The following is a 22,876-nucleotide window of genomic DNA, read 5'->3' as shown; positions in this document are numbered from 1 at the left end:
GCTTTGCGGGCTAACTTGGTCGTCGTCGTAGTTCTTCAATCATGGTGCGTTTTTTAAAGGTGAATGTTGGTAATGTATATTGCGTGTTTTTTTGGCTCTTTATAAAACGATGATGTTCTTTCCTTCAATTTTTAATTTAAAGCCGGTGTACTCCAGCATATTAAGCAACTCCGATGCTTTTACACTGCGCGCTATGCGGCCATTAAATTCCCGGTGGGGGATTTTGCCTTTGTAGATCACGTCCACATCGTACCAGCGTGATGCCTGGCGCAATATCATATCTATCCCCGCGTCCCTGAACTGGAAGATGCCGTTTTTCCAGGCGGTTTCGTCGTTTACATCCACATCATCAACCACTTTGCTTTGGCCGTTGGCGGTTATCTGTGCCTGCTGGCCGGGTTTGAGGATGGCGCTAAAGCTTCCGCTTTTAATATTTACGGCGCCTTCCAGCAGGGTTGTCTTCATCGTGGTCTCGTCATCGTAGGCCATTACGTTGAAATGGGTGCCCAGTACCTCAATTTCGGCACGGTTGGTTTTCACTTTAAAAGGCATCGCCGGGTTTTTGGCCACTTCGAAATAAGCCTCGCCGGTTATATCAACCTCGCGGGTTTTGCCGGTAAAAACCGTAGGAAAGCGTAATGACGATGCCGCATTTAACCAAACTTTGGTGCCATCGGGTAAAATAACCTGGTATTGTCCGCCGCGTGGCGTTACAATGGTATTGATGGATGGGATGGGGCTATTATCGGCCATGGCGGCGGAGTTATACAGTAGCTGGCCGTCTGCGGTTTTTTTAACTATGGTAGCGCCTTGCTTAGCCAGCGTTCCGTTTTGGGCGTTATCCAGAATAATGGTTTTGCCGTTGGCGAGGGTAAGTATAGCCTTGTTGCCGCCCGGTAAAGCGTCATGCGCAGGGTGTTTAACTGCTTTAGCATGTGTTTGCGTTTCCTTTTTAGGATATAAATGCCAGTAAGTGCAAAGCGAGATAAAAATAAGTGCCACAGCAGCCGCTGCAATTTTCCCCCATAAGATCAACGTTCGGCCGGGCTTCCGGCTGTTATCGGTATCGACGGAGCCCAGTATGTTTTTTAGAATGGCATTTGATTTATCAGCATCAAAAAAAGACTCACCCGGTTTAAGCTCGTCCCAGGCCTGGCGGACATAGCGTGACAACTCTTCATCGCACTTGCCGGCATCTACTATAGCAAATAGCTCGTCGCGCTCCTGCGGAGTGGCCGTTTTGTTATAATATTTATCAAAAAGGTATTGCAACCTCAACCTGGATGTTTTCATTAAATGTTGTTCAATAATTGGCAGCGTATAAAGCAGGGGAGCTTTATGTTAAAGACACAAACGGCGAATAAAAAGGGGCTATTGCTTCTTAACTTTTTTTCAAAATAATTGCAGCGAGCGCAATTACGGCAGACATATCCATGTTCGACTGCACAAAATTGGTGATGGAATGGGTAGATGCCTGCAGATATTTCTTCACGGTTTCGCGAGAGAGGCCCATCTGGCTGGCTATCTCATCATACTTTAAGCGCTTGTGGCGGCTAAGCAGGTATACCTTTTGCTGCTGCGGCGGCAGGTGGTCAATGGCCTCGTCAAGCAGGCTGTAGTAAGCATCTAAGCCGCTGCTTTCTTCAGGGATCAGTACCATCGCGTTTTCTTCGATGGTTTTTTGGCGGAGGCGTTCTTTAGCGAGCTTTCGCAGGCAGTTGAGCGCATGATTTTTAGAAATTACAAACAAATAGGCTTTGAAATGCTGCACCGCCGCAAGGCTTTCGCGGCTGAGCCATATTTTCAGGAAAACGTCCTGCACCACTTCTTCCGCAAGCTCAGCAGATCCGGTTATACGGTATATATGGGTACCTAAAAGCTGGTGATGGGTGTTGAACAGTTCGCTAAAGGCGTGTTCATCTCCACCGGCAACTCTTAGGAGTAACTCGTTTTCGCAAGGTATTACGTCTAACATAGGCTGTTATTGGTGCAGGCAAATAATAAAAAATTAACTACAACTGCAACCCCAATAATGTTTTAATGTTAAAAAAGTATCACATTGTGTAAAACAGACACTTTTTAATTTCCTGATTGGTAAATATTTAACCAATGATAAATTTCCACCGTCGCGCAATTATGTTAAAATAATGACGGATTGCCCCCCAGTTTTATCCTGCCCAAATGCTTATAAGCGGCCTCTGTAGCCTCGCGGCCGCGGGCTGTTCGCATTAAAAAACCTTCCTGTATCAAAAAAGGCTCGTAAACTTCTTCAATGGTGCCTTCTTCTTCGCCAACGGCGGTGGCTATGGTTTTCAGGCCAACAGGGCCGCCCTTAAATTTATCTATAATGGTGCTCAGGATCTTGTTATCCATCTCGTCGAGCCCGTGCTCATCCACATTAAGGGCGTTCAGGGCGTACTTGGCAATGGCGGTATCAATATTGCCATCGCCTTTTATCTGGGCAAAATCGCGTGTGCGGCGCAACAGGGCGTTTGCTATACGCGGCGTACCGCGGCTGCGGCGGGCAATTTCATAGGCACCTTCATCGCTGATGGGCGTTTTTAATATGGATGAAGAACGTAATACGATGGTGGTTAACAGTTTAGCATCGTAATATTCCAGCCGGGCATTGATCCCAAATCTTGCCCTTAACGGCGCGGTAAGCAATCCCGAGCGGGTGGTTGCACCAACAAGAGTGAAAGGGTTCAATGAGATCTGCACCGAACGCGCGTTTGGCCCGCTCTCCAGCATAATATCTATCTTAAAGTCCTCCATGGCCGAGTACAGGTATTCTTCTACCAGCGGACTGAGGCGGTGGATCTCGTCTATAAAAAGGATGTCGCCGGTCTCCAGGTTGGTGAGCAGGCCGGCCAGGTCGCCGGGTTTATCAAGCACCGGGCCCGATGTTATTTTAATACCCACGCCCATCTCGTTGGCCACAATGTGCGAGAGGGTAGTTTTGCCCAGCCCCGGCGGGCCGTGAAGCAACACATGGTCCAGCGCTTCGCCACGCTGGCGGGCGGCCTGTACAAATATTTTTAAGTTGGCTAATATCTTATGTTGCCCTGTAAAATCTTCAAAAGCCTGCGGGCGCAATACTTTTTCTATATCGCGTTCGGCAGGGGATAGGTGCTCACGTTCCGGGTCGAGATTTTCATTCATTGCCAACGAAATTAGTATTTTTTAGTTAGATGTTAGATACGAGATTTGAGATTTGAGACAAAAATGCTTAGCAGCAAGGCCTTATCTCACATCTGATATCTCACATCTCAAATCTACCCCTCTGGATACTTCCTGAAGATGCTGTTGAATTTCATTTGCAGTACGCCAAACACGGCTTCTTTGAAAATGCCTTTTGACATTTTGGAGGTGCCGGCAGTGCGGTCGGTAAAGATGATGGGGATCTCTTTTATCCTGAAACCATGTTTTATGGTAGTGAATTTCATTTCTATCTGGAACGCGTAACCTACAAATTTTACTTTATCCAGTTCGATGGTTTCCAGTACTTTGCGCCTGTAGCACATAAAGCCGGCGGTAGAATCCTGTATATCAATACCGGTAATAAAGCGCACGTAAACCGATGCGAAATAACTCATCAGCACCCTGCTCATGGGCCAGTTAACCACGTTAACCCCTTTGATATACCGGGAACCGATAACCGCGTCGTTATCATCTATACAGGCCTGGCGCAGGCGAAGCAAGTCGTCTGGGTTATGCGAAAAATCGGCATCCATCTCAAAAACATAATCGTAATGGTTGGCAATGGCCCATTTAAAACCGTGGATGTAGGCCGTACCTAAACCCAGTTTGCCCGTTCGTTCTACAATGAAAAGCTTTTCGCCGTAATCGCGCTGTAATGATTTTACAATTTTTGCAGTGCCATCGGGCGACCCGTCATCGACAATAAGTAAATGGAAATCGTGCACAAGCGAAAATACCTTGTGAATCATCCTTTCGATGTTTTCCTTCTCGTTGTAGGTTGGTATAATTACTATACTATCCGGCACTTATCAATAGTTGAAATGAGGTAAATGTAAACGGCTAAAATAACCCAATTTATAATGGTTCAAAATAAAAAAACAGGAAAGCTGCAGCGATCCTGTAATTTTTAGGTAATATTTTCTTTACACGCTATCTTTTGCCTTAAATGCAAACGGCTTAGGCGAGTAAATATTTTACACGATAGGGTTATCGGGATGAATTTTGCTGGTGTGATCGTCGCGGATATCCATGCCTTTTGCCAACACATCGGCAGCCAGGTAAGCTTTCTCCTTGATGAAGGGACTCACAAACACAAATACCACCACAAAACCAAAACAGATGGCCACGAACAGCCAGAAGAACGATGCGCCGGTAAAGGTTTTAAACATACCGCCACCCGCGATGCTGTTATTTACTACCGCGTTGAAGAACGAACCGATAGAGTAAGTGAAATACCAAATGGCTGTCATGGTGCTTTTCATAGATGGCGGCGATTGGGTGTAAGCATACTCCAGGCCAGTGATAGATACCAATACTTCGCCTGCAGAAAGGATAGCAAAAGCCAGTATTTGCCACCAAACGGATGGGTGCTGGCCTGCATCAACCTTCACTTGCAGTAAAGCGATGATGACAAAGCTAAAGCCGGTTACAAACAAACCAAAGCCAATTTTACGCAGCGGGGTTAACTTAATGCCCAGTTTTTGTACTAAAGGGTATAAGCCGTAATTGAAGATAGGGATAAACGCAAGCAGGAAGAAAGCGTTTACGGTTTGGATCTGCGATGGCAGAACCGTCCAGCCAAAAATGCCGAGGCTAAGATCTAACTCTTTCGATTGCAGCACCCATTCGGCACTGTTCATATCCCAAAGCGACCAGAAAACCGGGATAAAGGCAAATACGGCCATAACGCGCCAAACTGCTTTTATGCCGTCAACTTTTTCTTCACCATACCTGGCTTCGGCGCATTCCCAAGCGGTTTTCCCGCTGGCTTTTGTTTTGCCATTGAACTTGCACATGAGTGCATAGAAACTTACTGATACAAAATTATCTTTATTAATTCCTTTTGGCGGTAGCTTAATATACCGTTTGCTGCCCGAGAAGAAGATGATAGTGGCTAATGCCATCAGTATCCCCGGTACTCCAAACGCCCATGAAGCGCCCCATTTTTCGTAAATAACGGGGATCAGCGCTAAACTCACCATGGAGCCAGCGTTGATACTGAAATAGAACCAGCTGTAAATGCTGCTCATTAAATGCTGGTTGCTATGGTCGAACTGATCGCCCACGTTGGCGGATACGCAGGATTTAATGGCCCCTGCCGAGAACGCGATGATGATCAATCCGGTTTGGAAGCCGCTAAGCGAGGTATCAAACATCGACAGTAAAAAGTGACCTATGGTGTATATCAACGAACCGATGAGGATGACCCGGTATTTGCCAAAGAACCAGTCGGCCAGGATGGCGCCGAGAAGGGGAGTGGCATATACCAGGGTAGAGAAGGTGTGGTTTATACTGTTTGATTTTGCGTTGGCTATGGCGGTAGCATCGTGACTGAAAAACTGGTGCACCAGGAATACAGCCAATATGCTGCGCATTCCGTAAAAGCTAAAACGTTCGGCAAATTCGTTGCCTATAATAAAGGGTACACTACTGGGGATACGGCCTTTCGGCTTTTCTGACGCTATCGGGGTTTCCTGCATTATCGTGGTGGGGATAAAATTTGCTTTAAAAATACTATAATTATACTAAACCAAAATTTTATACCGAAATTATTACAGAAGGGTATATCAATGATGGTTAATTGGTTTATTTACTGCTGTATTGTTTTTTTTACCGGTACCTGGTCTCTATCAATGATCGCTTGCTTTTTTGGGTCTACAAAACCAGCGTCTTCGGGTTGTGGGATGTTACGCATATCCAGGTTCTCTACAAATACCCATTTACCTTCTTTTAGTTTATAGCCATCGTAACTCAGGTCGGGCCCAAAGGTATCGGGCTTATCCTTCATTTTTGGGTCTGGCGGGGCCAGGTGGTCAAAAACGATGAGGTTCTGTTCGGGCACATAGCGCAGCAACATAGATGCTTGCCGGGTATATTCAAACACCACACGCTTACGGTTTTTGCCGTTGCCATTAAAAACGCCCATGCCCATTACCGGTTTATTGTCCCGGTTGAATGAGATCACATCTATCACTTTTTTATTGGAGCGGACGGTGCTGCCTTTCCAGCCCAGTAAAACATAATAGGGATTGCCGGTATCTACCCGGATGATCTTATAATACTGGGCGCCGTACCATTTGCGATTATTGGTGAGGCTGTCTTCGGGGTTTTTTAATAGCGGGGAGTAATCTTCCAGGGGGTACATTACCAGCTTATCTCCGGTGTTCATTTGTATGGTTCCGTAAAAGCGGTAGCTGCCATCGGCATTCATTACATGCCAGCTGATGATGCGGAAACGGTTATCGGGCGCGTTAATAATGCTCACACTTTTTACCGAATCGAACGGGAAACGGAATGAATTGTTAACTTTTAAGGCAGATACCAGCGTGGGGATGAACTTATAGTTAGCCGCTTTGCGGGCCAGGTCGTTGGTGTCGTTTATAAAGCGTTTACCCAGGTTAGCAAGACTATCCTGGTACATACGCAGCAGTTTTTGATTGCCGCTATCATCAGAATGCTGGGCAAAGGAAAAACAGGCATTAAAAAGTAAAAAGAAGAAAATAATGGATGTTTTTTGCACCGTTAATAATATTGAGAATATAAAATATCTGTGGTAATAATATTAAAATGTTCTTTTGCCGACAAGCCTTTAATTAACTTCTTGTCGCCCGTCCATAGCATGGCATTTTTCTCAAAGGCTAATGCTAAAAAAGGCGCGTCCTCTTTATCTATATCGATTAAAATTTCGCCGGCTATTTTCTGATTAACTAAACTAATATTGGTGATTGCAACTACTTGTATTTGTTGGATAACGAAATTTCTCGCTTCATCGTATTCATCGCGAGTGTACGCGGTAAGTGAAAGAAGTTTTTTAGAATGAGTTTCTAACTCTTTCAACATATGATTAGGAGTAAAATAATTAAGCCCAGCGGGCTTGTTGGCTAATAATTCTGCAATTTTCCCGGTAGAGGTCAAAATTGCGCTGAAAACTATATTGGTATCGACAATGATGTCCACTTAGACAGCGGGGAAATATTTTGACTTGTTTTTCTCCCACCATGCTTTGTTTACTTCTGCTGCCAATGTATCCACATCTTCTTGCGTTGCCTTGCTTTTTGCAGTTATTTCCTTAAACCGGATATAATCCAATTGCTTTTGAATTTCATCAAGGTTTACCCCTTTTGAAAACCTAACTACAATTTCGTCGTTCTCTTCTACAACTGTCATAACGCTAATTTACAAATAATCCCGCAAAATCTACACCAAATTCTCTATCACCATTGCGCTTGCGCCACCACCGCCATTGCATATCCCGGCTGCGCCAAGCTTGCCGCCATTCTGCTGTAAAACATGTATCAGCGTAACAATAATACGCGCGCCCGAAGCGCCAAGCGGGTGCCCTATAGCCACTGCGCCGCCGTTTACGTTAACTTTAGCAGGGTCTAAATTCAATAATTTGTTGTTTGCTACCGATACTACGGAGAAAGCCTCGTTTATCTCAAAGAAATCAATTTGCTCTGCTGACAATCCTGCTTTATGTAAAGCCAATGGGATAGCTTTTGAGGGCGCGGTTGTAAAATACTCCGGTGCCTGCTGTGCATCGGCATAAGATACTATTTTGGCTAAAGGCTTTATGCCCATCGCTTCGGCTTTTTCTTTACTCATTAAAACCAGCGCCGCAGCACCATCATTGAGGGTGGACGCATTGGCGGCGGTAACTGTACCGTCTTTTTTAAATACCGGCTTTAGCGTGGGGATCTTGTCGAATTTCACCGCAGCAGGTTCCTCATCGTTGCTGAATAAGGTTACCTCGCCTTTCTTATCTTTTAGCTCTACCGGGGTTATTTCGTTGGCAAACTTTCCGGCAGTTTGCGATGCCTGCGCGCGTCTGTAGGATTCTATCGCGAAAGCATCCTGTTCTTCGCGGGTAACATTACAATCTACAGCACAAAGTTCGGCAGCGGAGCCCATATGATAATCGTTGTATACATCCCAAAGGCCGTCTTTCACCAGGCCGTCGGTTATCTGGCCGTTGCCCAGGCGGTAGCCGTTGCGGGCCTTATCCAAATAATATGGCACATTGCTCATGCTTTCCATACCGCCTGCCAGCACAATATCGTTATCGCCATTGGCGATGCTTTGGGCAGCCAGCATAATAGCTTTCATGCCCGATGCGCAAACTTTGTTAACCGTGGTAGCGGGCATAAAAGGCAAGCCGGCGAATATAGCGGCCTGTGTGGCCGGTGCCTGGCCCAAATTGGCCGAAAGCACGTTGCCCATGTAAACTTCCTGGATATCGGAGGGTTGCAGACAGGCCTTTTCAACCGCCGACTTAATCACCACAGCGCCTAAAGCCGTTGCCGATAAATTCGCCAGGCTACCGCCAAAACTGCCGATAGGGGTACGCGTTGCCGATACGATATATACTTCTTTCATGATGTTGGATGCCTTTTATATTTGGTGTCGCAAAGTTATATTTTTTGCTTTAAGAATAACGCGGTGTGGATAATTTATTATGCATGCATAGTAAATATGCACTCTTCTATTATACCGAGTTGATTTTACTCGTCTGCTCAATCAAAAATTGTTCGGCTAATTGCGGTGATAACCAGAAATGATTTGTTGACCACCCGTCCATATTTCAAAGATTGGACCAGTAGGCACCTGGCTTAAATTTAGTCCTTTTTCTTGCGCGTGGCTTTCTTCCGTCCGGCCAGCGCCTGTTGCATCAAATATTCTATCTGCCCGTTAGTGCTACGGAATTCTTCGGCACCCCAGGCTTCTATCTCCTTGAGTACTTCTGGGTTAATCCTCAATATAAATGCTTTTTTCTCTGCCATTACATTCCTTATGCCGAAGCCGCTGCGGCAGCCTGTGCCTGCCGCAGTAAAATTAAGTTTACACCTATCAAAGTAAATAAAGGTATATTCAGCTTCACCTTCTGCGGCGACGCATCAACCTGTATTTTAAAGGGCGTTTTTATCCCGAATGGTTTCTGTATGATCTGCAATAAATCACCCTGTGTAGCACTGGCGAGCGTTAAAGCTTTAGTAAACAGCTTTTTATACAAGTAAGTGGCCTCAAATCCATTATCCAGCTTTAATAAGGTATCCCGTTTCCACCGTTGCGGCTCAATGGTGCCTATGGTATGATCCTCATCCTGGTTCAGCAGCATAGCGCATTTAAACCAACCCTTGTGCTTGATGGTCCAGCGGCCCTCGGCTGTTTCTATGATTGCGTACCTGCGCCAATGGCTTTTATAACTTAGTTTACCATATACAAACTGGCCGTCTGTAAGCTCGTAATAGGGAAAGAACCATTTATGCCGGGTAATAAACAGCTCATTTGTTTTTATCTGGTCAAAATTTCTAAAATCATTCATTCTCTTAGTGGTATAGGGTGCCTGTGTTCACAACCGGGGAAACCGCTCGCTCGCCGCATAAAACTACCAGCAGGTTACTTACCATAGCTGCTTTGCGCTCTTCGTCGAGTTCTACAATGTTCTTTTCGGCCATTTTGTTCAAAGCCATTTCTACCATACCTACGGCACCTTCCACAATGAGCCTGCGTGCTGCAATAATGGCCGATGCCTGCTGGCGCTGCAGCATCGCTTGTGCTATCTCAGGCGCATAAGCCAGGTGAGAGATCCGTGCCTCGATCACTTCTATGCCGGCACGTTCCAGGCGTTCGTTCAATTCTTTCTCCAGCATGTGGCTTACCTCTTCGGCGCCGCCACGGAGGGTAATGCTGGCGGTTTCATCTTCAATATGGTCATATGGGTAAGAGTTTGCCAGGTGGCGTACCGCCGCCTCGCTTTGTATGTTTACATATTGCAGATAGTTTTCTACCGCGAAAACGGCTTTAGCGGTTTCCTTTACCTGCCAAACTATTACCGCCGCAATTTCTATGGGGTTACCTACGCTGTCGTTCACTTTTAATTGCTGCCCGTTAAGGTTAAAAGCGCGTAAGGAAACCTTCTTTTTAACGGTGAAAGGGTTTACCCAATAAAAACCGCCCGATTTAACGGTGCCCATGTAATTACCAAACAGGATAAGCACACGCGACTCATTCGGGTTTACCACGATAAGTCCGCAAAGCACTAATATAATATCTGCAACTGTAATAATAGCACCCGGCACAGGGTTTAGTGTTATAAAGAAATATGCTGCCGCCCCGCCCAGCAAAAAGAATAATAACAATGCTAAATAGCCCGAAGGCGCTGTGATAACTTTTTCAGAGTTCATGGTTGAAATGATTTTAAAATGATATCATAAAGATATCAACTTTGTTTTGATAAAAACAAGAAAAAACACATTTAACCGAAACTTATATTATTTTTGATAGGTTAAACTCGCAAATGGCAAAATTATCATCGTCGCGGCAGAAGGCATTATTGCGTAAATACGCGCTAAATGTTAAATTTTTTATGATGATAGCCAGCGTAAGCGTTATTGTTTACGCCCTGCCCAAGCAGGCCAAATTTGGCTATGAATACGAAAAAAGCCGCATCTGGAACCAAAAGGATCTGGTATCGCCTTATAACTTCGCTATCTTAAAAACCAACCAGGAGATAGAGGCCGACGAAAAAGCAGCGCTGGCTACCGTAACCCCCGTTTACCAGTTAAATACAGAGGTGGGTAAGCAACTGGTGGAAGGGTTTAAAACAGATCTGGAGATCAAATGGCATACCGCAGGTATCAACGATAAATTAAAAGCGCAATACCTGCAAACAGGCATCTCCCTGCTTACCGACGTTTACACCCGTGGTGTTTTTAAGCCCGATTCAAAATATCAGCAGGGTAACCCTAATTACAAGGTTACTATACTTAACAACAACATTGCTACTGAACGCAACACGGCCGACTTGCTTACCCGCGAAACGGCAATTGCCTATTGCGATAACGCCATAGGTAAAGTGCCTTACGTTGACAGGGCCTTTCTGCTGAACCTGATGCAGGACAGGCTGCAAACCAATCTTACTTACGATTTAAAACTTACCCAAAGGCTGGAGCAGGAAGTAGTAGAAAATCTTTCCATAACCCGTGGTATGGTACAAAAAGGCGAAACCATTATCAGTAAGGGTTCGGTTATTAATGATGAGGCTTTTCAAAAGTTAGGTTCGTTTAAAAAAGCATTTGAAGATAACGCGCGAATCAACGGTAATCATACGCTGGTGTTGCTTGGCCAGTTTTTACTGGTGGGCCTGGTTATAACACTGCTGATGATATTTCTATACCTGTTCAGGCGCGATATTTATGACGATAACCGTTTGGTAAGTTTGATATTGCTTGTTGTGACCGCCATGCTGGCCACATTATCGCTTGCTATTAAGCTGCAATGGCCGGGCAATTTGTACTACATCCCTTACTGTATTGTTCCTATCATCATCCGCATATTGTTTGATACCCGTTTGGCGCTTAATATTCACTTGCTGGTAGTACTTGTGGCAGGCTTTTTTGTACCGAACAGTTTCGAATTTGCTTTTTTCGAGATCACGGCAGGGATGGTATCCATCTATAGCATTAAGAACCTGTTGCGCCGCGAGCAATTCCTCATATCTGCACTTATTATCACTTTCGCGTATTTTGTTTCCTTTATGGGGATATCCCTGGTGCGCGAAGGTTCGTTCACTACTATCGACTGGATGGACTTTCTGCCATTTGCGGGCAGCGTAATGCTCACCTTGCTGGCCTATCCGCTCATCTATGCCTTCGAAAAGATGTTCGCCATAACATCAGATATCACCCTGATAGAACTGACCAACACCAACGCGCCCTTGCTGCGCGAGATGGCTTTTAGTGCCCCGGGTACGTTTCAGCATTCCCTGCAGGTGGCCAACCTTGCCGAGAATGCTATTTATTCCATAGGCGGCAACGCGTTGCTGGTTAGGGCAGGAGCTTTGTACCACGATATTGGTAAAATGCAGAACCCGCTGTTTTTTATAGAGAACCAAACCTCACATTTTAACCCACACGATAAGCTGCCTTATGAGGAAAGCGCCCAGATCATCATTCGCCACGTAAGTAAGGGGATTGAAATGGCACGTAAGGCAAACCTGCCCGAGATCGTTATTGATTTTATTCGCACCCATCACGGCAATACCAGGGTAGATTATTTCTACCAGTCGTTTTTAAAGAACTTCCCCGAAAAATTCATCAATGAGAACATTTTCCGTTATCCCGGGCCTATTCCTTTTTCCAAAGAAGCGGGCGTTTTGATGCTTGCCGACTCGGTTGAAGCCGCCTCGCGCTCTTTGAAGGAGCCAGATGAAGAATCCATCAGTGTACTGGTAGATCGCATTGTAAAATACAAACTGGATCAAAACCAGCTGAAAGACAGTAATATAACCCTAAAAGACCTCGAAACCATTAAAACCATCTTCAAGCGGATGCTGATGAGTATTTATCACGTAAGAATAGATTATTAATTGTTTGGTGAATGGTTAAGTGGTTGATTAAGTGAGCTGTTTGTGGGTTTATGCTGGTGCAACGCTCATTTTATTAAAAACTCCCCCATATAAAACGATTTTTTTTTTTGACAGCTTGCCTGAATTACTATATTTGCAATCCCGAAAAAAGGGACTTTATTTTTAATACCTGGTGAGGTGCCTGAGAGGCCGAAAGGATCAGTTTGCTAAACTGACGTACGGGCAACTGTACCGAGGGTTCGAATCCCTCCCTCACCGCTAAGACCAATATCAAAGGGTTTCAAAAGCCTCTAAATCGTTGATTTAGAGGCTTTTTTATTTCTGCTGCTTTGCCAAATCATTCATATAAGCCCAAAATAAATTGGAGTAATTAAGAGAGTAGTTGATAATAAGTTTACTACTCTTTAGTAATGCCATATTTAATTGGTAATCAAGGTGTCCGATTATCGAACATCTTGTTTTGTAAGTGCTGCATTTCGACATTTGTTAACCCTTTAATTGAAGCAGTATGTTAGAAAAGACTTTCAGTTTACTTGTCTACCTGAAAAAACCGAAATTTTACAAAGACAAAGATCCGTATCAAATTTATCTCAGGATAACAGTAGATGGTGTTCCTATTGAACTTTCCGCCAAACGCACTTGGGACCCTTTGAGATGGAACGCACGAAGTGGCAGAGCTATTGGCACCAAGGAAGATGCGCGGGGATTAAACACTTTTATCGACCTCTTAACAAATAAAGTTCATGAAGCGCGAAGGATACTTATTGATGCTAATAAGGATATCACGGCTTTAGCCATCAAAAATTGTTTACTTGGCGTCGATGATAGAAAAACCATACTCGTAATATTTAAAGACCACAACAAAAGAGTAGAAGAATTATTAGACAAAGAATATGCCGCTGGGACTCTGGATCTCTTCGAACGAACATTAGAACATACCCGCAATTTCATCATTTGGAAATACGGGATGGATGATCTGGAGTTAAAAAAACTTGACCATGAATTTATAGATCAGTATTCTTTTTGGTTTAAAACAGTTAGAAACTGCCAGCATAATACAACTATTAAATACCTGACTTACTTTAAAAAGATAGTGCTTTTATGTGTTAAATATGGTTGGTTAACAAGAGACCCATTCGCTAACTTCAAATTAACAAAAAAAGAAGTACCGAAAGATTATCTTACTAATGATGAATTAAATAAGATGATAAATAAATGTTTCGTTTCAGAAAGGTTATCTCAAGTAAGGGACATTTTTTTATTCAGTTGCTATACAGGATTGGCTTATGCAGACGTAGCAAAATTAAAAAGGTCTGAAATTATTGTAGGTGAGAAAAATCAAAAATGGATCAACATTAATCGCCAGAAAACAGATACGCTTTCTAAAGTGCCGCTTTTAGCTTTCCCAATTGCTTTAATAGAGAAGTATAAAAACCATCCGGTGTGTGAGGTACGTGGCACCGTGCTTCCAACTTTAAGTAATCAAAAGATGAATTCGTATCTGAAGGAGATTACAGACGTATGTGGGATTTCAAAAAACCTGACCTTTCATATCGCGCGCCATACGTTCGCAACAACAATAACACTTAACAATGGGGTGCCGCTGGAATCAGTTTCAAAAATGCTTGGTCATAAAAGTCTTAGGCAAACGCAGCATTATGCCAAATTATTAGATAAAAGGGTAGGACAGGACATGAATAATTTAGAAGTGGTTTTGAGCGCTATGCAAATAGGTCAAATAAATTAAACATTCGTTAACTGACCGACTTTGGCGGCTTGCTAATATCTCGAAACCCTAGTTTGAAATTATAATTTTGTCCAAAAACCAAATGGCTGCAATTAATATAATTACGAAAGAGGATCTGGAGGAATTTAAGAACGAACTTCTAAGAGACCTTTCTGTGCTACTTCGAATTGATAACAATAAAAAAAGAAAATGGATTAAAAGTGCGGACGTGCTTAAGATAATGAACATCTCACCTGGAACTTTACAGAACTTACGAATTAATGGTTTATTAAAGTTTACTAAGATTGGTGGAATTATGTACTATAAGGAATTTGATGTAGAACAACTTTTTGAGAAAGGTTAGTTTTACATAAATATCTAATAAATTTAAGATGCTTAATAACGTTATTCATTAAAGATATTTAAACGATTACTTTATTGATTAAGTACTCTCCAATAACTTGTTGTTTTCTATGTTAGGGATGGGGATGCATCAACCATCATTGTCGGCTGCCATTGAATTTGTCATTCATCGTTAATAGATATAAGTAAGTTGAGTAAACATTGTTACTTTTGTTGTGAATGAAGTATTTAGCAGTGGTAATAAGTTTATATATGACGGTTTTGGCTATTATGCCATGCCGTGATACGCAAGACAACACTGTTAAGCTTTACACGACAATCCAAAAGAGCCATTCTTGCAATAGCGGAATCCAGCAGGAAACGTGTTCTCCATTTTGCACCTGCGCTTGCTGTTCGACCGTTCGTGTCCTGCAACAAAATGTTTTTTCAGTTCTTCCGGTAGCACAAGTTTGTTTGGAGTATCCAATACATTCTACGCCGGCCATCCAGCAAGTAAGCCTTTCCATCTGGCAGCCCCCTCAAATCGGTTAATACGACCTGTTCTTGATTAAGTATGCCTGCGAAAGATCTTCGACAGGCCTGTTTCTATTCGTATTAATTTTTATCATTTATGTTAGATGCCATTATACGGTTCAGTATCCGTAATAAACTTTTGATCGGCTTTTTTACCCTGGCATTAATCGCCTGGGGTATCTGGAGCACATCGCAGATCCCGGTCGATGCTTTACCCGATATTACCAATAACCAGGTGCAGGTGATCACCAAAGCACCAACCTTAGCCGCGCAGGAAGTGGAGCAGTTCATCACCTATCCGGTAGAACGTTCGCTGTCCAACTTGCCTGATATTACCGAAATGCGCTCGATGTCCCGTTTTGGATTGAGCGTTATTACCATTGTTTTTAAGGAATCCGTGAACGTTTACTTCGCTCGGCAACTGATCGCCGAAAAACTGAACGAGGTACAGGAGCAGATTCCCAAAGGCACCGGCAGACCTGAAATGGCACCTGTTACCACGGGTTTAGGCGAGATCTATCAATATATTCTACACCCTAAAAAAGGTAGTGAAAAGAAATACTCGGCGATGGACCTGCGCACGATGCAGGACTGGATTGTGACGCGTCAGTTGTACGGCATAACTGGCGTAGCTGAAGTAACCGCTTTTGGCGGGGTAGCCAAACAATACGAGGTCGCCCTTGATCCTGATAAGCTCAAAGCAATGGAGGTCACTATCCCCGAGATATTTACGGCTTTAGAAAAAAATAACCAAAACACAGGCGGCGCCTATATTGACCGCAAGCCAAATGCTTATTTTATCCGTGGTGTGGGTTTGATGGCCGGCATTCCCGATATTGAAAACACCATCATTAAACGGCAGGCGAATGGTGTACCGATACTCATTAAGAACGTCGCCAAAATCCAATTAGGTTCACCGCCGCGCTACGGGGCGATGACTTATAATGGCGAAAAAGAAGTGGTTGGCGGTATTGTGCTCATGACCAAGGGTGCAAATAGCGCCGAAGTTGTAGGCCTGGTGAAAGAACGCATGAAACTTGTACAAAAATCGTTACCAAACGATGTGATTATCGAGCCGTTTTTAGATCGGACCAATCTCATTAACCGGGCGATCAGCACGGTTGAGCGTAACCTGATCGAAGGTGCCTTGATCGTGATCTTTGTGCTAGTGCTATTCTTAGGCAACTGGCGGGCAGGCCTGATCGTCGCTTCAGCTATTCCTTTAGCACTGCTATTCGCTTTGTCGCTAATGAACCTTTTTGGCGTGTCGGCTAACCTGATGTCTTTAGGGGCGATCGATTTCGGGCTGATAGTGGATGGCGCGGTGATCATTGTGGAGGCGACCATGCACCATCTTTTGCTGAAAAAGAATACAGGGCGGTTCACGCAGGCTGAAATGGACGAGGAAGTTTTCCAATCCGCTTCCCGTATCCGTAACAGCGCTGCGTTTGGCGAGATCATTATTTTAGTGGTGTATATACCGATCTTAACCTTAGTAGGTATCGAAGGTAAAATGTTCCGCCCAATGGCGCAGACGGTAGGCTTTGCCATCTTAGGTGCTTTGCTGTTATCGCTTACTTATATCCCGATGATGTCGGCGCTATTCCTGTCCAAAGAAGCCGAACCCAAAAAGACGTTTTCCAACCGGATGATCGGGTTTTTGCAGCGGAAATACGAACCTGTCTTAAAAGCGGCGATCCGTTTTAAGTATCAGGTAGTTGCCATTGCGGTTGCCTTATTAATTGTCAGCGGGATCATCTTTTCCAGGATGGGCGGTGAGTTTATCCCGCAACTGGAAGAGGGTGATTATGCGATAGAATTTGTATTGCCGCAGGGCACCTCGGTCACTCAGACCGTGGAAACCATTATGCAGGCCGAACGGATGCTGAAAAGATATCCGGAGGTAAAAATGGTGGTTGGCAAAACAGGCAGTGCCGATGTGGCGACCGACCCGATGCCACCGGAGGCATCTGACCTCATGGTGATCCTGAAAGATAAATCCGAATGGCCAAGTGGTAAAGGTTTTTATGAACTGGCAGATGATATGCGCAACACCCTGGCTGATATTCCCGGCGTGATCGCAGAACCCAGTCAGCCGATACAAATGCGCTTTAATGAACTCATGACCGGGGTGAAACAGGATGTCGCCGTCAAGATCTTTGGGGAGAACCTCGATACCTTAAACCTGCTCGCGGCTAAAGTAGCGCGGGCCATTAAGCCTATTCAAGGCGTTACTGCCCCACAGGTGGAAAGGGTTAGCGGATTGCCACAGATCACCGTTAAATATGACCGGGCACGGATGGCCAATTACGGCTTAAATATCGAAGAGGTGAACCAGGTGATCAGTACGGCCTTTGCCGGAACTTCGACAGGTGCTATCTATGAAAATGAACGCCGGTTTGACCTCGTAGTTAGATTAGATTCCGCCCATCGCAAGGCGATAGAAAATGTCAGCGACCTGTTTATCCCTACGACCGATGGCAACCAGATCCCTTTATCGCAGGTAGCAACCGTGGCCTATGAAACTGGCCCGGCGCAGATCAGTCGCGAAAATGCCAGGCGGCGTATCGTGGTCAGCTTTAATGTAAGCGGCAGGGATGTAGAAAGCGTGGTGAAGGAAGTACAGGCCAAGCTTAATACCAAAGTCCCGTTGCCTACCGGCTATTACTACACTTACGGCGGCACCTTTGAGAACCTGCGACAGGCAAGTGCCCGGCTGATGATCGCCGTTCCGGCAGCGCTATTGCTCATTTTCATTCTGCTGTATTTCACGTTCAAGTCCGTTAAACAGGCGACCCTTATTTTTACAGCCATACCCATGTCGGCTATTGGCGGTGTGTTCGCTTTGTTATTACGTGGAATGCCATTTAGCATTTCCGCAGGTGTGGGCTTTATTGCCCTGTTTGGCGTGGCCGTTCTGAATGGTATCGTCCTCATTGGTACGTTCAACCAGTTAGCCAAAGATGGTGAGGATGACGTATTGCAAAGGATATATCAGGGCACAAAAGACCGCCTACGCCCGGTACTGATGACGGGAGCGGTAGCTTCGCTGGGCTTTCTGCCGATGGCAGTTTCATCCAGCGCGGGTGCGGAAGTGCAAAAACCATTGGCTACGGTGGTGATCGGCGGCTTGTTGACAGCGACCTTGTTAACGCTGATCGTGTTGCCTTTACTCTATTTGATCTTTACTAAAAACACTAAATCCCCATCAGGTAAAATGAAAAAAGTTTTGATCACCTTGTTGGTCATTGGCGTCACCCTACCAACCTTCGCGCAAACCAATCCTGCCAAACGGATCAGCCTAAACGGTGCTTATGAAATGGCACTACAAAATAATTTGCAGTTGCGTTCTTCGGGTTTAAAGATAGACCAGCGTAAGGAACTCGGCAAAACAGCTTTCACCTTACCTAAAACAGGTGTTTTTGTCGAGAACGAGGACATCAATCCGGATGATCAGAAAGGCATTTTAAAGATCGGTGTTTCCCAAAGCCTGGACTGGCCGGGTTTATACAAAGCTAAAAAAGGGCTATTAAATGAACAAACCAGATCGGCTGAGTATGCCCAACAAGTACAACTTGCCGGGATCAAAAGAGATATTTCCGGAACTTATTATAACCTGTGGTATTACCAAAGTAAACAACGTTTATGGCAACGCCTGGATAGCATCTACACCACCTTAGCTAAAGCTGCCGTCTTGAGAGTGAAGACGGGCGAAAATGCCGGACTGGATAGTATCGCCGCCCAGGCTAAAGCTAAAGAAACCAAAGTGCAGTTGCGATTGGTACAAAGGGATATCAGTAACCAGCAGCGGGCATTAAAGCGGCTGTTAAATACGCAGTTGAATTTATTGCCGGATAGTTCATCATTGCAAAAGGTCAAACTGGATGGCTCCGCACCGGATACCGCTGCACATCCCTTATTAAAATTACAACAGCAGAACGTGAACATCGCAGATGCGGAAGCAAAAGTTGCCGGCCAGGGTCAGATGCCCTCCTTCGAGGGGCGCTTCTTTTCACAGCGACTGTATGGCGTTAACCCGTCTTATTCCGGATTCTCGGTAACGGTCGGTATCCCGCTGTTTGGGATGGGGCAGTACAAGCATTCGGTCAAAGCTGCCCAACTGGAACAAAGGTACCAGCAAACCGTACTGGCCGATCAGCAACTGGCCTTCAGCACATCCTACAATCAGGAACAGGAGACCTTACAAAAGAACAATGATCTATTGGACTATTATAGCTCCACCGGGTTAAAGCAAGCTGATGCCATCATCAAGGCGGCTAACTTGTCTTACCGTTCCGGCGAGATCGGTTTTGCGGAGTTATCACAATACCTTACCCAGGCGATTGATATTCAAAGGAACTATCTGGACGTGCTGAATGAATACAACCAATCGGCCATTCAACTGAACTATTACACCAATAACAGCAAATAAGATATTACATGAAAGCATATTTGAAATATTATAGCTACCTATTCCTCGCCCTTGTGTCAGTTACGGTCATTTCCTGTGGGCAGCAGGAAAAACCCAAAGAAGAGGCGAAACAGGAGGCCACCCCCGAAGCCGTTAATACGGTAAGTTTAACTACTAACCAGATCAAAACAGCTGGTATAGAACTCGGCACGATCGAAATGAAGAACCTGGCGACAGCTATAAAAGCTAACGGCTTGCTGTCTGTTCCCAACCAAAACAAGGCCCTGGTTACTTCGGTCACTAACGGAACAATAAAGACATTGACTGTACAGCCCGGCAATTATGTGAACAAGGGCCAGGTGATCGCTACGATCATGAACCCCGAAATAGCGCAGTTACAGCAACAATCTCAAACCAACCAGGCGCAACTGATACTAGCCCAACAGGAATACCAAAGGCAGAAAGAACTGGTTGAGGGCAATGCTGCCCCTTTAAAAAACCTGCAAAAGGCCGAAGCAGAATTGTCGGCATTAAAGGCGACCCAAAGATCACAGCAAATGCAATTATCGGCCATGGGCATCTCCCAATCCGCAACTAATAATGGGCATATTGTAACCAGCATACCTGTGCGCGCGCCGATCAGCGGTACGGTGAGTGAGGTTTCTGCACAGATCGGCTCCAACGTAGATGCGTCCACACCCATAGCGCAGATCGTAAATAATTCACAACTCCACCTTGACCTGTTCGTATTTGAAAAAGACCTGCCTAAAGTGAAAGCCGGGCAGCGTATCCATTTTACCCTGACCAATAGTGCAGGCAAGGAATATGATGCGCAGATCTATTCTATAGGTACGGCCTTTGCCAGCCAGTCCAAAACTATCCCGGTACATGCCGTGGTAATGGGTGATAAAGCCGGGCTGATCGAAGGGATGAATGTTACTGCTATTATCAGTATCGGCACATCGGTGGTGCCGGCGGTCCCTTCAGAGGCCATCGTCAGCAACGGCGGCCAGGATTATATTTTCCGGGTAAAAAAACAGGATGCCAATGAAATTGTATTTGAACGGGTATCCTTAGCCAAAGGGGTATCGGATATTGGCTTTACAGAGATCACCCCTGTAAAGGAATTAAAAGAAGGCTCGAAGATCGTAGTGAAAAAGACATTCTTCGTGCTGGCTAAAATGGTAAATACAGGCGAAGACGAATAATTTAACCTATGAAAAAGCAAACCCAACATACAGCCAAAACGGCAAAAAAACAACCCAGCATTGATATATCCATTGCAAAAGATAAAGAGTATAAACACGATCATAAACATGAAGGAAACGAAGCTGGTCACGATCACGAGCATGGTGGCATTTTCGGCAAGAACACGGAACTCATATTTGCGACGCTTTCTGGTGTCTTCCTTGCGTTAGGCTTTGGCTTATCATTCGTACACGCGCTGCCACCGCTCACCAGTACGATATTATACGGTATTGGTTATTTCTTTGGCGGATTTTATACCACTAAAGAAGCTTACGAAGCGATCAGCAAAGGACAGTTTGAGATCGACTTTTTGATGCTGGTTGCCGCTGTTGGTGCGGCATTTTTGGGACAATGGGCTGAAGGCGCGTTATTGTTATTCCTATTCAGCTTCGGCCATTCGCTGGAACATTACGCCATGGGAAAAGCGACTAAGTCTATAGCGGCATTGGCAGACCTGGCGCCTAAAACAGCCATAGTTCGCCGGGATGGTAAAGAAACAGAAGTGCCGATCGAGGAATTGGTTTTAGGAGATATCATCATTATCAAACCTAACAGCAAGATCTCTGCCGACGGTGCCGTGATCAAAGGGGAAAGCAGTGTTAACCAGGCACCGATCACGGGTGAAAGTGTGCCGGTTGATAAATCGCCGGTTGCCGATCCGGACAAAGATCATGATGACAAAACACTCAAAGCCGAAAATAAAGTATTTGCAGGCACGATCAACGGTAGCCAGGTATTGGAAGTAAAGGTGACTAAACTGGCCGCTGATTCAACCTTATCAAGGTTGGTTAAACTGGTGAACGATACGGAAGCACAAAAATCGCCCACGCAGTTGTTCACCGATAAGCTGCAAAAATATTATGTGCCGGCTGTATTGATCCTTGTAGGCCTATTATTACTCGCCTTTCTGGTGATCGATGAACCCTTTAGCAAAAGCTTCTATAGGGCAATGGCAGTATTGGTTGCGGCGAGTCCCTGCGCTTTAGCTATTTCTACGCCAAGCGCGGTTTTAAGCGCCATCGCCCGTGCGGCGCGTAGTGGTGTACTCATTAAGGGCGGCGGACCCTTGGAAGAATTAGGCGGGCTGACCGCCATTGCTTTTGATAAAACAGGTACACTTACCGAAGGTAAGCCACAGCTAACCGGCGTGGTGGCATTAGCTAAACTGTCCGAAGATGAAATTTTGGAGATCGCAATCGCTGTTGAAAAATTAAGCGATCACCCATTAGCTGCGGCAATTGTCAAAGGCGGTTTGGAACGATTAAAGCAGAAGGATATTCCGTCAGCCAAGAACCTGCAAGCGGTTACCGGGCATGGGGTCAAAGCAACCGTTGGTAGTAAGAAGATCATTATCGGTAATCGCAGTTTATTTAAAAAACTTTCCGATGAGGTGCATGCCCAGGTTGAAAAACTGGAAAAAGAAGGCAACACAACTATGCTAGTCGAACAGGACGGCGAAATTGTTGGTTTGATCTCCCTGATGGATGTACCGCGTAACGAAGCAAAGGAAACCTTACAGGAATTGAAAGACCTGGGCATTAAACGGATGATCATGCTGACCGGTGATAATCAACAGGTAGCGGAGGCCGTTGCTAAACAAATAGGCATCACCGATGCGATGGGCGGTCTGCTTCCCGAAGAAAAGGTTAAAGCAGTACAGGATCTGATTAAGAAAGAAAAGAAGGTCGCCATGATCGGTGACGGCGTGAATGATGCACCGGCAATGGCTAAAAGTACCGTGGGTATCGCCATGGGTGCGGCAGGTTCCGATGTAGCTTTAGAAACAGCAGATATCGCTTTAATGGCTGACAGGCTGGACAACCTGCCGTTCGCTATCGGCTTAAGCCGCCAGTCCCGCCGGATCATCAAACAAAACCTGGTGATCAGTTTAGGTATGGTTGTCGTTTTGATACCTTTAACTATTCTCGGAATTTCCGGGATAGGCCCGGCGGTAGTCGGTCATGAAGGATCGACTTTGGTGGTTGTTTTCAACGGGCTAAGGTTATTGTTTTATCAGAATGGAAGGAAGTGATGATTAAGCGAAGAT

General features: G+C 45.0%; 18 protein-coding genes and 1 tRNA gene. 7 read left to right on the top strand and 12 right to left on the bottom strand.

Going from position 1 to position 22,876, the window contains the following annotated elements:
* Positions 1–99 precede the first annotated feature (99 nt).
* From ABIX36_RS20560 to ABIX36_RS20505, 12 genes are all read right to left on the bottom strand, one after another.
* Positions 100–1,293 (bottom strand): FecR family protein, encoded by a 1,194-nt coding sequence (locus tag ABIX36_RS20560; RefSeq protein WP_348084050.1) that lies wholly within the window; start codon positions 1,291–1,293, stop codon positions 100–102.
* A gap of 88 nt (positions 1,294–1,381) precedes the next feature.
* The gene (locus tag ABIX36_RS20555) at positions 1,382–1,975 is read right to left on the bottom strand and encodes a sigma-70 family RNA polymerase sigma factor (RefSeq protein WP_348084049.1); all 594 of its coding nucleotides are present in this window, start codon (positions 1,973–1,975) and stop codon (positions 1,382–1,384) included.
* A gap of 164 nt (positions 1,976–2,139) precedes the next feature.
* Positions 2,140–3,162: a Holliday junction branch migration DNA helicase RuvB gene (gene ruvB, locus ABIX36_RS20550; RefSeq protein ID WP_348084048.1), complete on the bottom strand. Its 1,023-nt coding sequence runs from the start codon at positions 3,160–3,162 to the stop codon at positions 2,140–2,142.
* A 113-nt stretch (positions 3,163–3,275) separates the two neighbouring features.
* Positions 3,276–4,007 carry a polyprenol monophosphomannose synthase gene (locus ABIX36_RS20545; RefSeq protein WP_348084047.1) on the bottom strand — a complete coding sequence of 244 codons (732 nt, stop codon included), beginning with the start codon at positions 4,005–4,007 and terminating at the stop codon, positions 3,276–3,278.
* A gap of 168 nt (positions 4,008–4,175) precedes the next feature.
* Positions 4,176–5,681 (bottom strand): MFS transporter, encoded by a 1,506-nt coding sequence (locus ABIX36_RS20540; RefSeq protein WP_348084046.1) that lies wholly within the window; start codon positions 5,679–5,681, stop codon positions 4,176–4,178.
* 110 nt (positions 5,682–5,791) lie between these two features.
* The gene (locus tag ABIX36_RS20535) at positions 5,792–6,721 is read right to left on the bottom strand and encodes a hypothetical protein (protein WP_348084045.1); all 930 of its coding nucleotides are present in this window, start codon (positions 6,719–6,721) and stop codon (positions 5,792–5,794) included.
* A 2-nt stretch (positions 6,722–6,723) separates the two neighbouring features.
* Positions 6,724–7,158 carry a putative toxin-antitoxin system toxin component, PIN family gene (locus tag ABIX36_RS20530; protein ID WP_348084044.1) on the bottom strand — a complete coding sequence of 145 codons (435 nt, stop codon included), beginning with the start codon at positions 7,156–7,158 and terminating at the stop codon, positions 6,724–6,726.
* Positions 7,159–7,368, bottom strand: coding sequence for a hypothetical protein (locus ABIX36_RS20525; RefSeq protein WP_348084043.1), 210 nt, complete (start codon positions 7,366–7,368; stop codon positions 7,159–7,161). It abuts the gene before it with no gap.
* Between the two features lie 30 nt (positions 7,369–7,398).
* Entirely contained in the window at positions 7,399–8,577 is a 1,179-nt protein-coding gene (locus ABIX36_RS20520) for an acetyl-CoA C-acyltransferase (RefSeq protein WP_348084042.1), read from the bottom strand.
* A 239-nt stretch (positions 8,578–8,816) separates the two neighbouring features.
* Positions 8,817–8,957, bottom strand: a complete 141-nt coding sequence (locus ABIX36_RS20515; protein WP_348084041.1) for an Arc family DNA binding domain-containing protein — start codon at positions 8,955–8,957, stop codon at positions 8,817–8,819.
* A 32-nt stretch (positions 8,958–8,989) separates the two neighbouring features.
* Positions 8,990–9,523 carry a hypothetical protein gene (locus tag ABIX36_RS20510; RefSeq protein ID WP_348084040.1) on the bottom strand — a complete coding sequence of 178 codons (534 nt, stop codon included), beginning with the start codon at positions 9,521–9,523 and terminating at the stop codon, positions 8,990–8,992.
* Positions 9,524–9,527: 4 nt separating this feature from the next.
* Positions 9,528–10,385, bottom strand: a complete 858-nt coding sequence (locus ABIX36_RS20505; RefSeq protein ID WP_348084039.1) for an SPFH domain-containing protein — start codon at positions 10,383–10,385, stop codon at positions 9,528–9,530.
* 113 nt (positions 10,386–10,498) lie between these two features.
* On the opposite strand from ABIX36_RS20505, the gene ABIX36_RS20500 reads away from it, so the two are divergent.
* The 7 genes from ABIX36_RS20500 to ABIX36_RS20470 all read left to right on the top strand — a co-directional run bounded on the left by ABIX36_RS20500 (position 10,499) and on the right by ABIX36_RS20470 (position 22,861).
* Positions 10,499–12,568 carry an HDIG domain-containing metalloprotein gene (locus ABIX36_RS20500; RefSeq protein ID WP_348084038.1) on the top strand — a complete coding sequence of 690 codons (2,070 nt, stop codon included), beginning with the start codon at positions 10,499–10,501 and terminating at the stop codon, positions 12,566–12,568.
* 171 nt (positions 12,569–12,739) lie between these two features.
* Positions 12,740–12,826, top strand: a tRNA-Ser gene (locus ABIX36_RS20495).
* 250 nt (positions 12,827–13,076) lie between these two features.
* Entirely contained in the window at positions 13,077–14,315 is a 1,239-nt protein-coding gene (locus ABIX36_RS20490) for a site-specific integrase (RefSeq protein WP_348084037.1), read from the top strand.
* A gap of 82 nt (positions 14,316–14,397) precedes the next feature.
* Positions 14,398–14,658, top strand: coding sequence for a helix-turn-helix domain-containing protein (locus ABIX36_RS20485; protein ID WP_348084036.1), 261 nt, complete (start codon positions 14,398–14,400; stop codon positions 14,656–14,658).
* 609 nt (positions 14,659–15,267) lie between these two features.
* Positions 15,268–19,602 (top strand): CusA/CzcA family heavy metal efflux RND transporter, encoded by a 4,335-nt coding sequence (locus ABIX36_RS20480; protein WP_348084035.1) that lies wholly within the window; start codon positions 15,268–15,270, stop codon positions 19,600–19,602.
* 8 nt (positions 19,603–19,610) lie between these two features.
* The gene (locus ABIX36_RS20475; protein WP_348084034.1) at positions 19,611–20,789 is read left to right on the top strand and encodes an efflux RND transporter periplasmic adaptor subunit; all 1,179 of its coding nucleotides are present in this window, start codon (positions 19,611–19,613) and stop codon (positions 20,787–20,789) included.
* An 8-nt stretch (positions 20,790–20,797) separates the two neighbouring features.
* Positions 20,798–22,861, top strand: a complete 2,064-nt coding sequence (locus ABIX36_RS20470; RefSeq protein WP_348084033.1) for a heavy metal translocating P-type ATPase — start codon at positions 20,798–20,800, stop codon at positions 22,859–22,861.
* Positions 22,862–22,876: the final 15 nt, after the last annotated feature.

The organism is Mucilaginibacter sp. (genome assembly GCF_039925265.1).
GTDB lineage: Bacteria > Bacteroidota > Bacteroidia > Sphingobacteriales > Sphingobacteriaceae > Mucilaginibacter.
This window is presented reverse-complemented; position numbering and strand designations above follow the sequence as displayed.

Bases quoted from the DNA above. Each gene is read 5' to 3' on its own strand.
- ABIX36_RS20560 (WP_348084050.1), bottom strand. From the start codon at position 1,293: ATGAAAACATCCAGGTTGAGGTTGCAATACCTTTTTGATAAATATTAT.
- ABIX36_RS20555 (WP_348084049.1), bottom strand. From the start codon at position 1,975: ATGTTAGACGTAATACCTTGCGAAAACGAGTTACTCCTAAGAGTTGCC.
- ruvB (WP_348084048.1), bottom strand. From the start codon at position 3,162: ATGAATGAAAATCTCGACCCGGAACGTGAGCACCTATCCCCTGCCGAA.
- ABIX36_RS20540 (WP_348084046.1), bottom strand. From the start codon at position 5,681: ATGCAGGAAACCCCGATAGCGTCAGAAAAGCCGAAAGGCCGTATCCCC.
- ABIX36_RS20525 (WP_348084043.1), bottom strand. From the start codon at position 7,368: ATGACAGTTGTAGAAGAGAACGACGAAATTGTAGTTAGGTTTTCAAAA.
- ABIX36_RS20520 (WP_348084042.1), bottom strand. From the start codon at position 8,577: ATGAAAGAAGTATATATCGTATCGGCAACGCGTACCCCTATCGGCAGT.
- ABIX36_RS20510 (WP_348084040.1), bottom strand. From the start codon at position 9,523: ATGAATGATTTTAGAAATTTTGACCAGATAAAAACAAATGAGCTGTTT.
- ABIX36_RS20505 (WP_348084039.1), bottom strand. From the start codon at position 10,385: ATGAACTCTGAAAAAGTTATCACAGCGCCTTCGGGCTATTTAGCATTG.
- ABIX36_RS20500 (WP_348084038.1), top strand. From the start codon at position 10,499: ATGGCAAAATTATCATCGTCGCGGCAGAAGGCATTATTGCGTAAATAC.
- ABIX36_RS20490 (WP_348084037.1), top strand. From the start codon at position 13,077: ATGTTAGAAAAGACTTTCAGTTTACTTGTCTACCTGAAAAAACCGAAA.
- ABIX36_RS20485 (WP_348084036.1), top strand. From the start codon at position 14,398: ATGGCTGCAATTAATATAATTACGAAAGAGGATCTGGAGGAATTTAAG.
- ABIX36_RS20480 (WP_348084035.1), top strand. From the start codon at position 15,268: ATGTTAGATGCCATTATACGGTTCAGTATCCGTAATAAACTTTTGATC.
- ABIX36_RS20475 (WP_348084034.1), top strand. From the start codon at position 19,611: ATGAAAGCATATTTGAAATATTATAGCTACCTATTCCTCGCCCTTGTG.
- ABIX36_RS20470 (WP_348084033.1), top strand. From the start codon at position 20,798: ATGAAAAAGCAAACCCAACATACAGCCAAAACGGCAAAAAAACAACCC.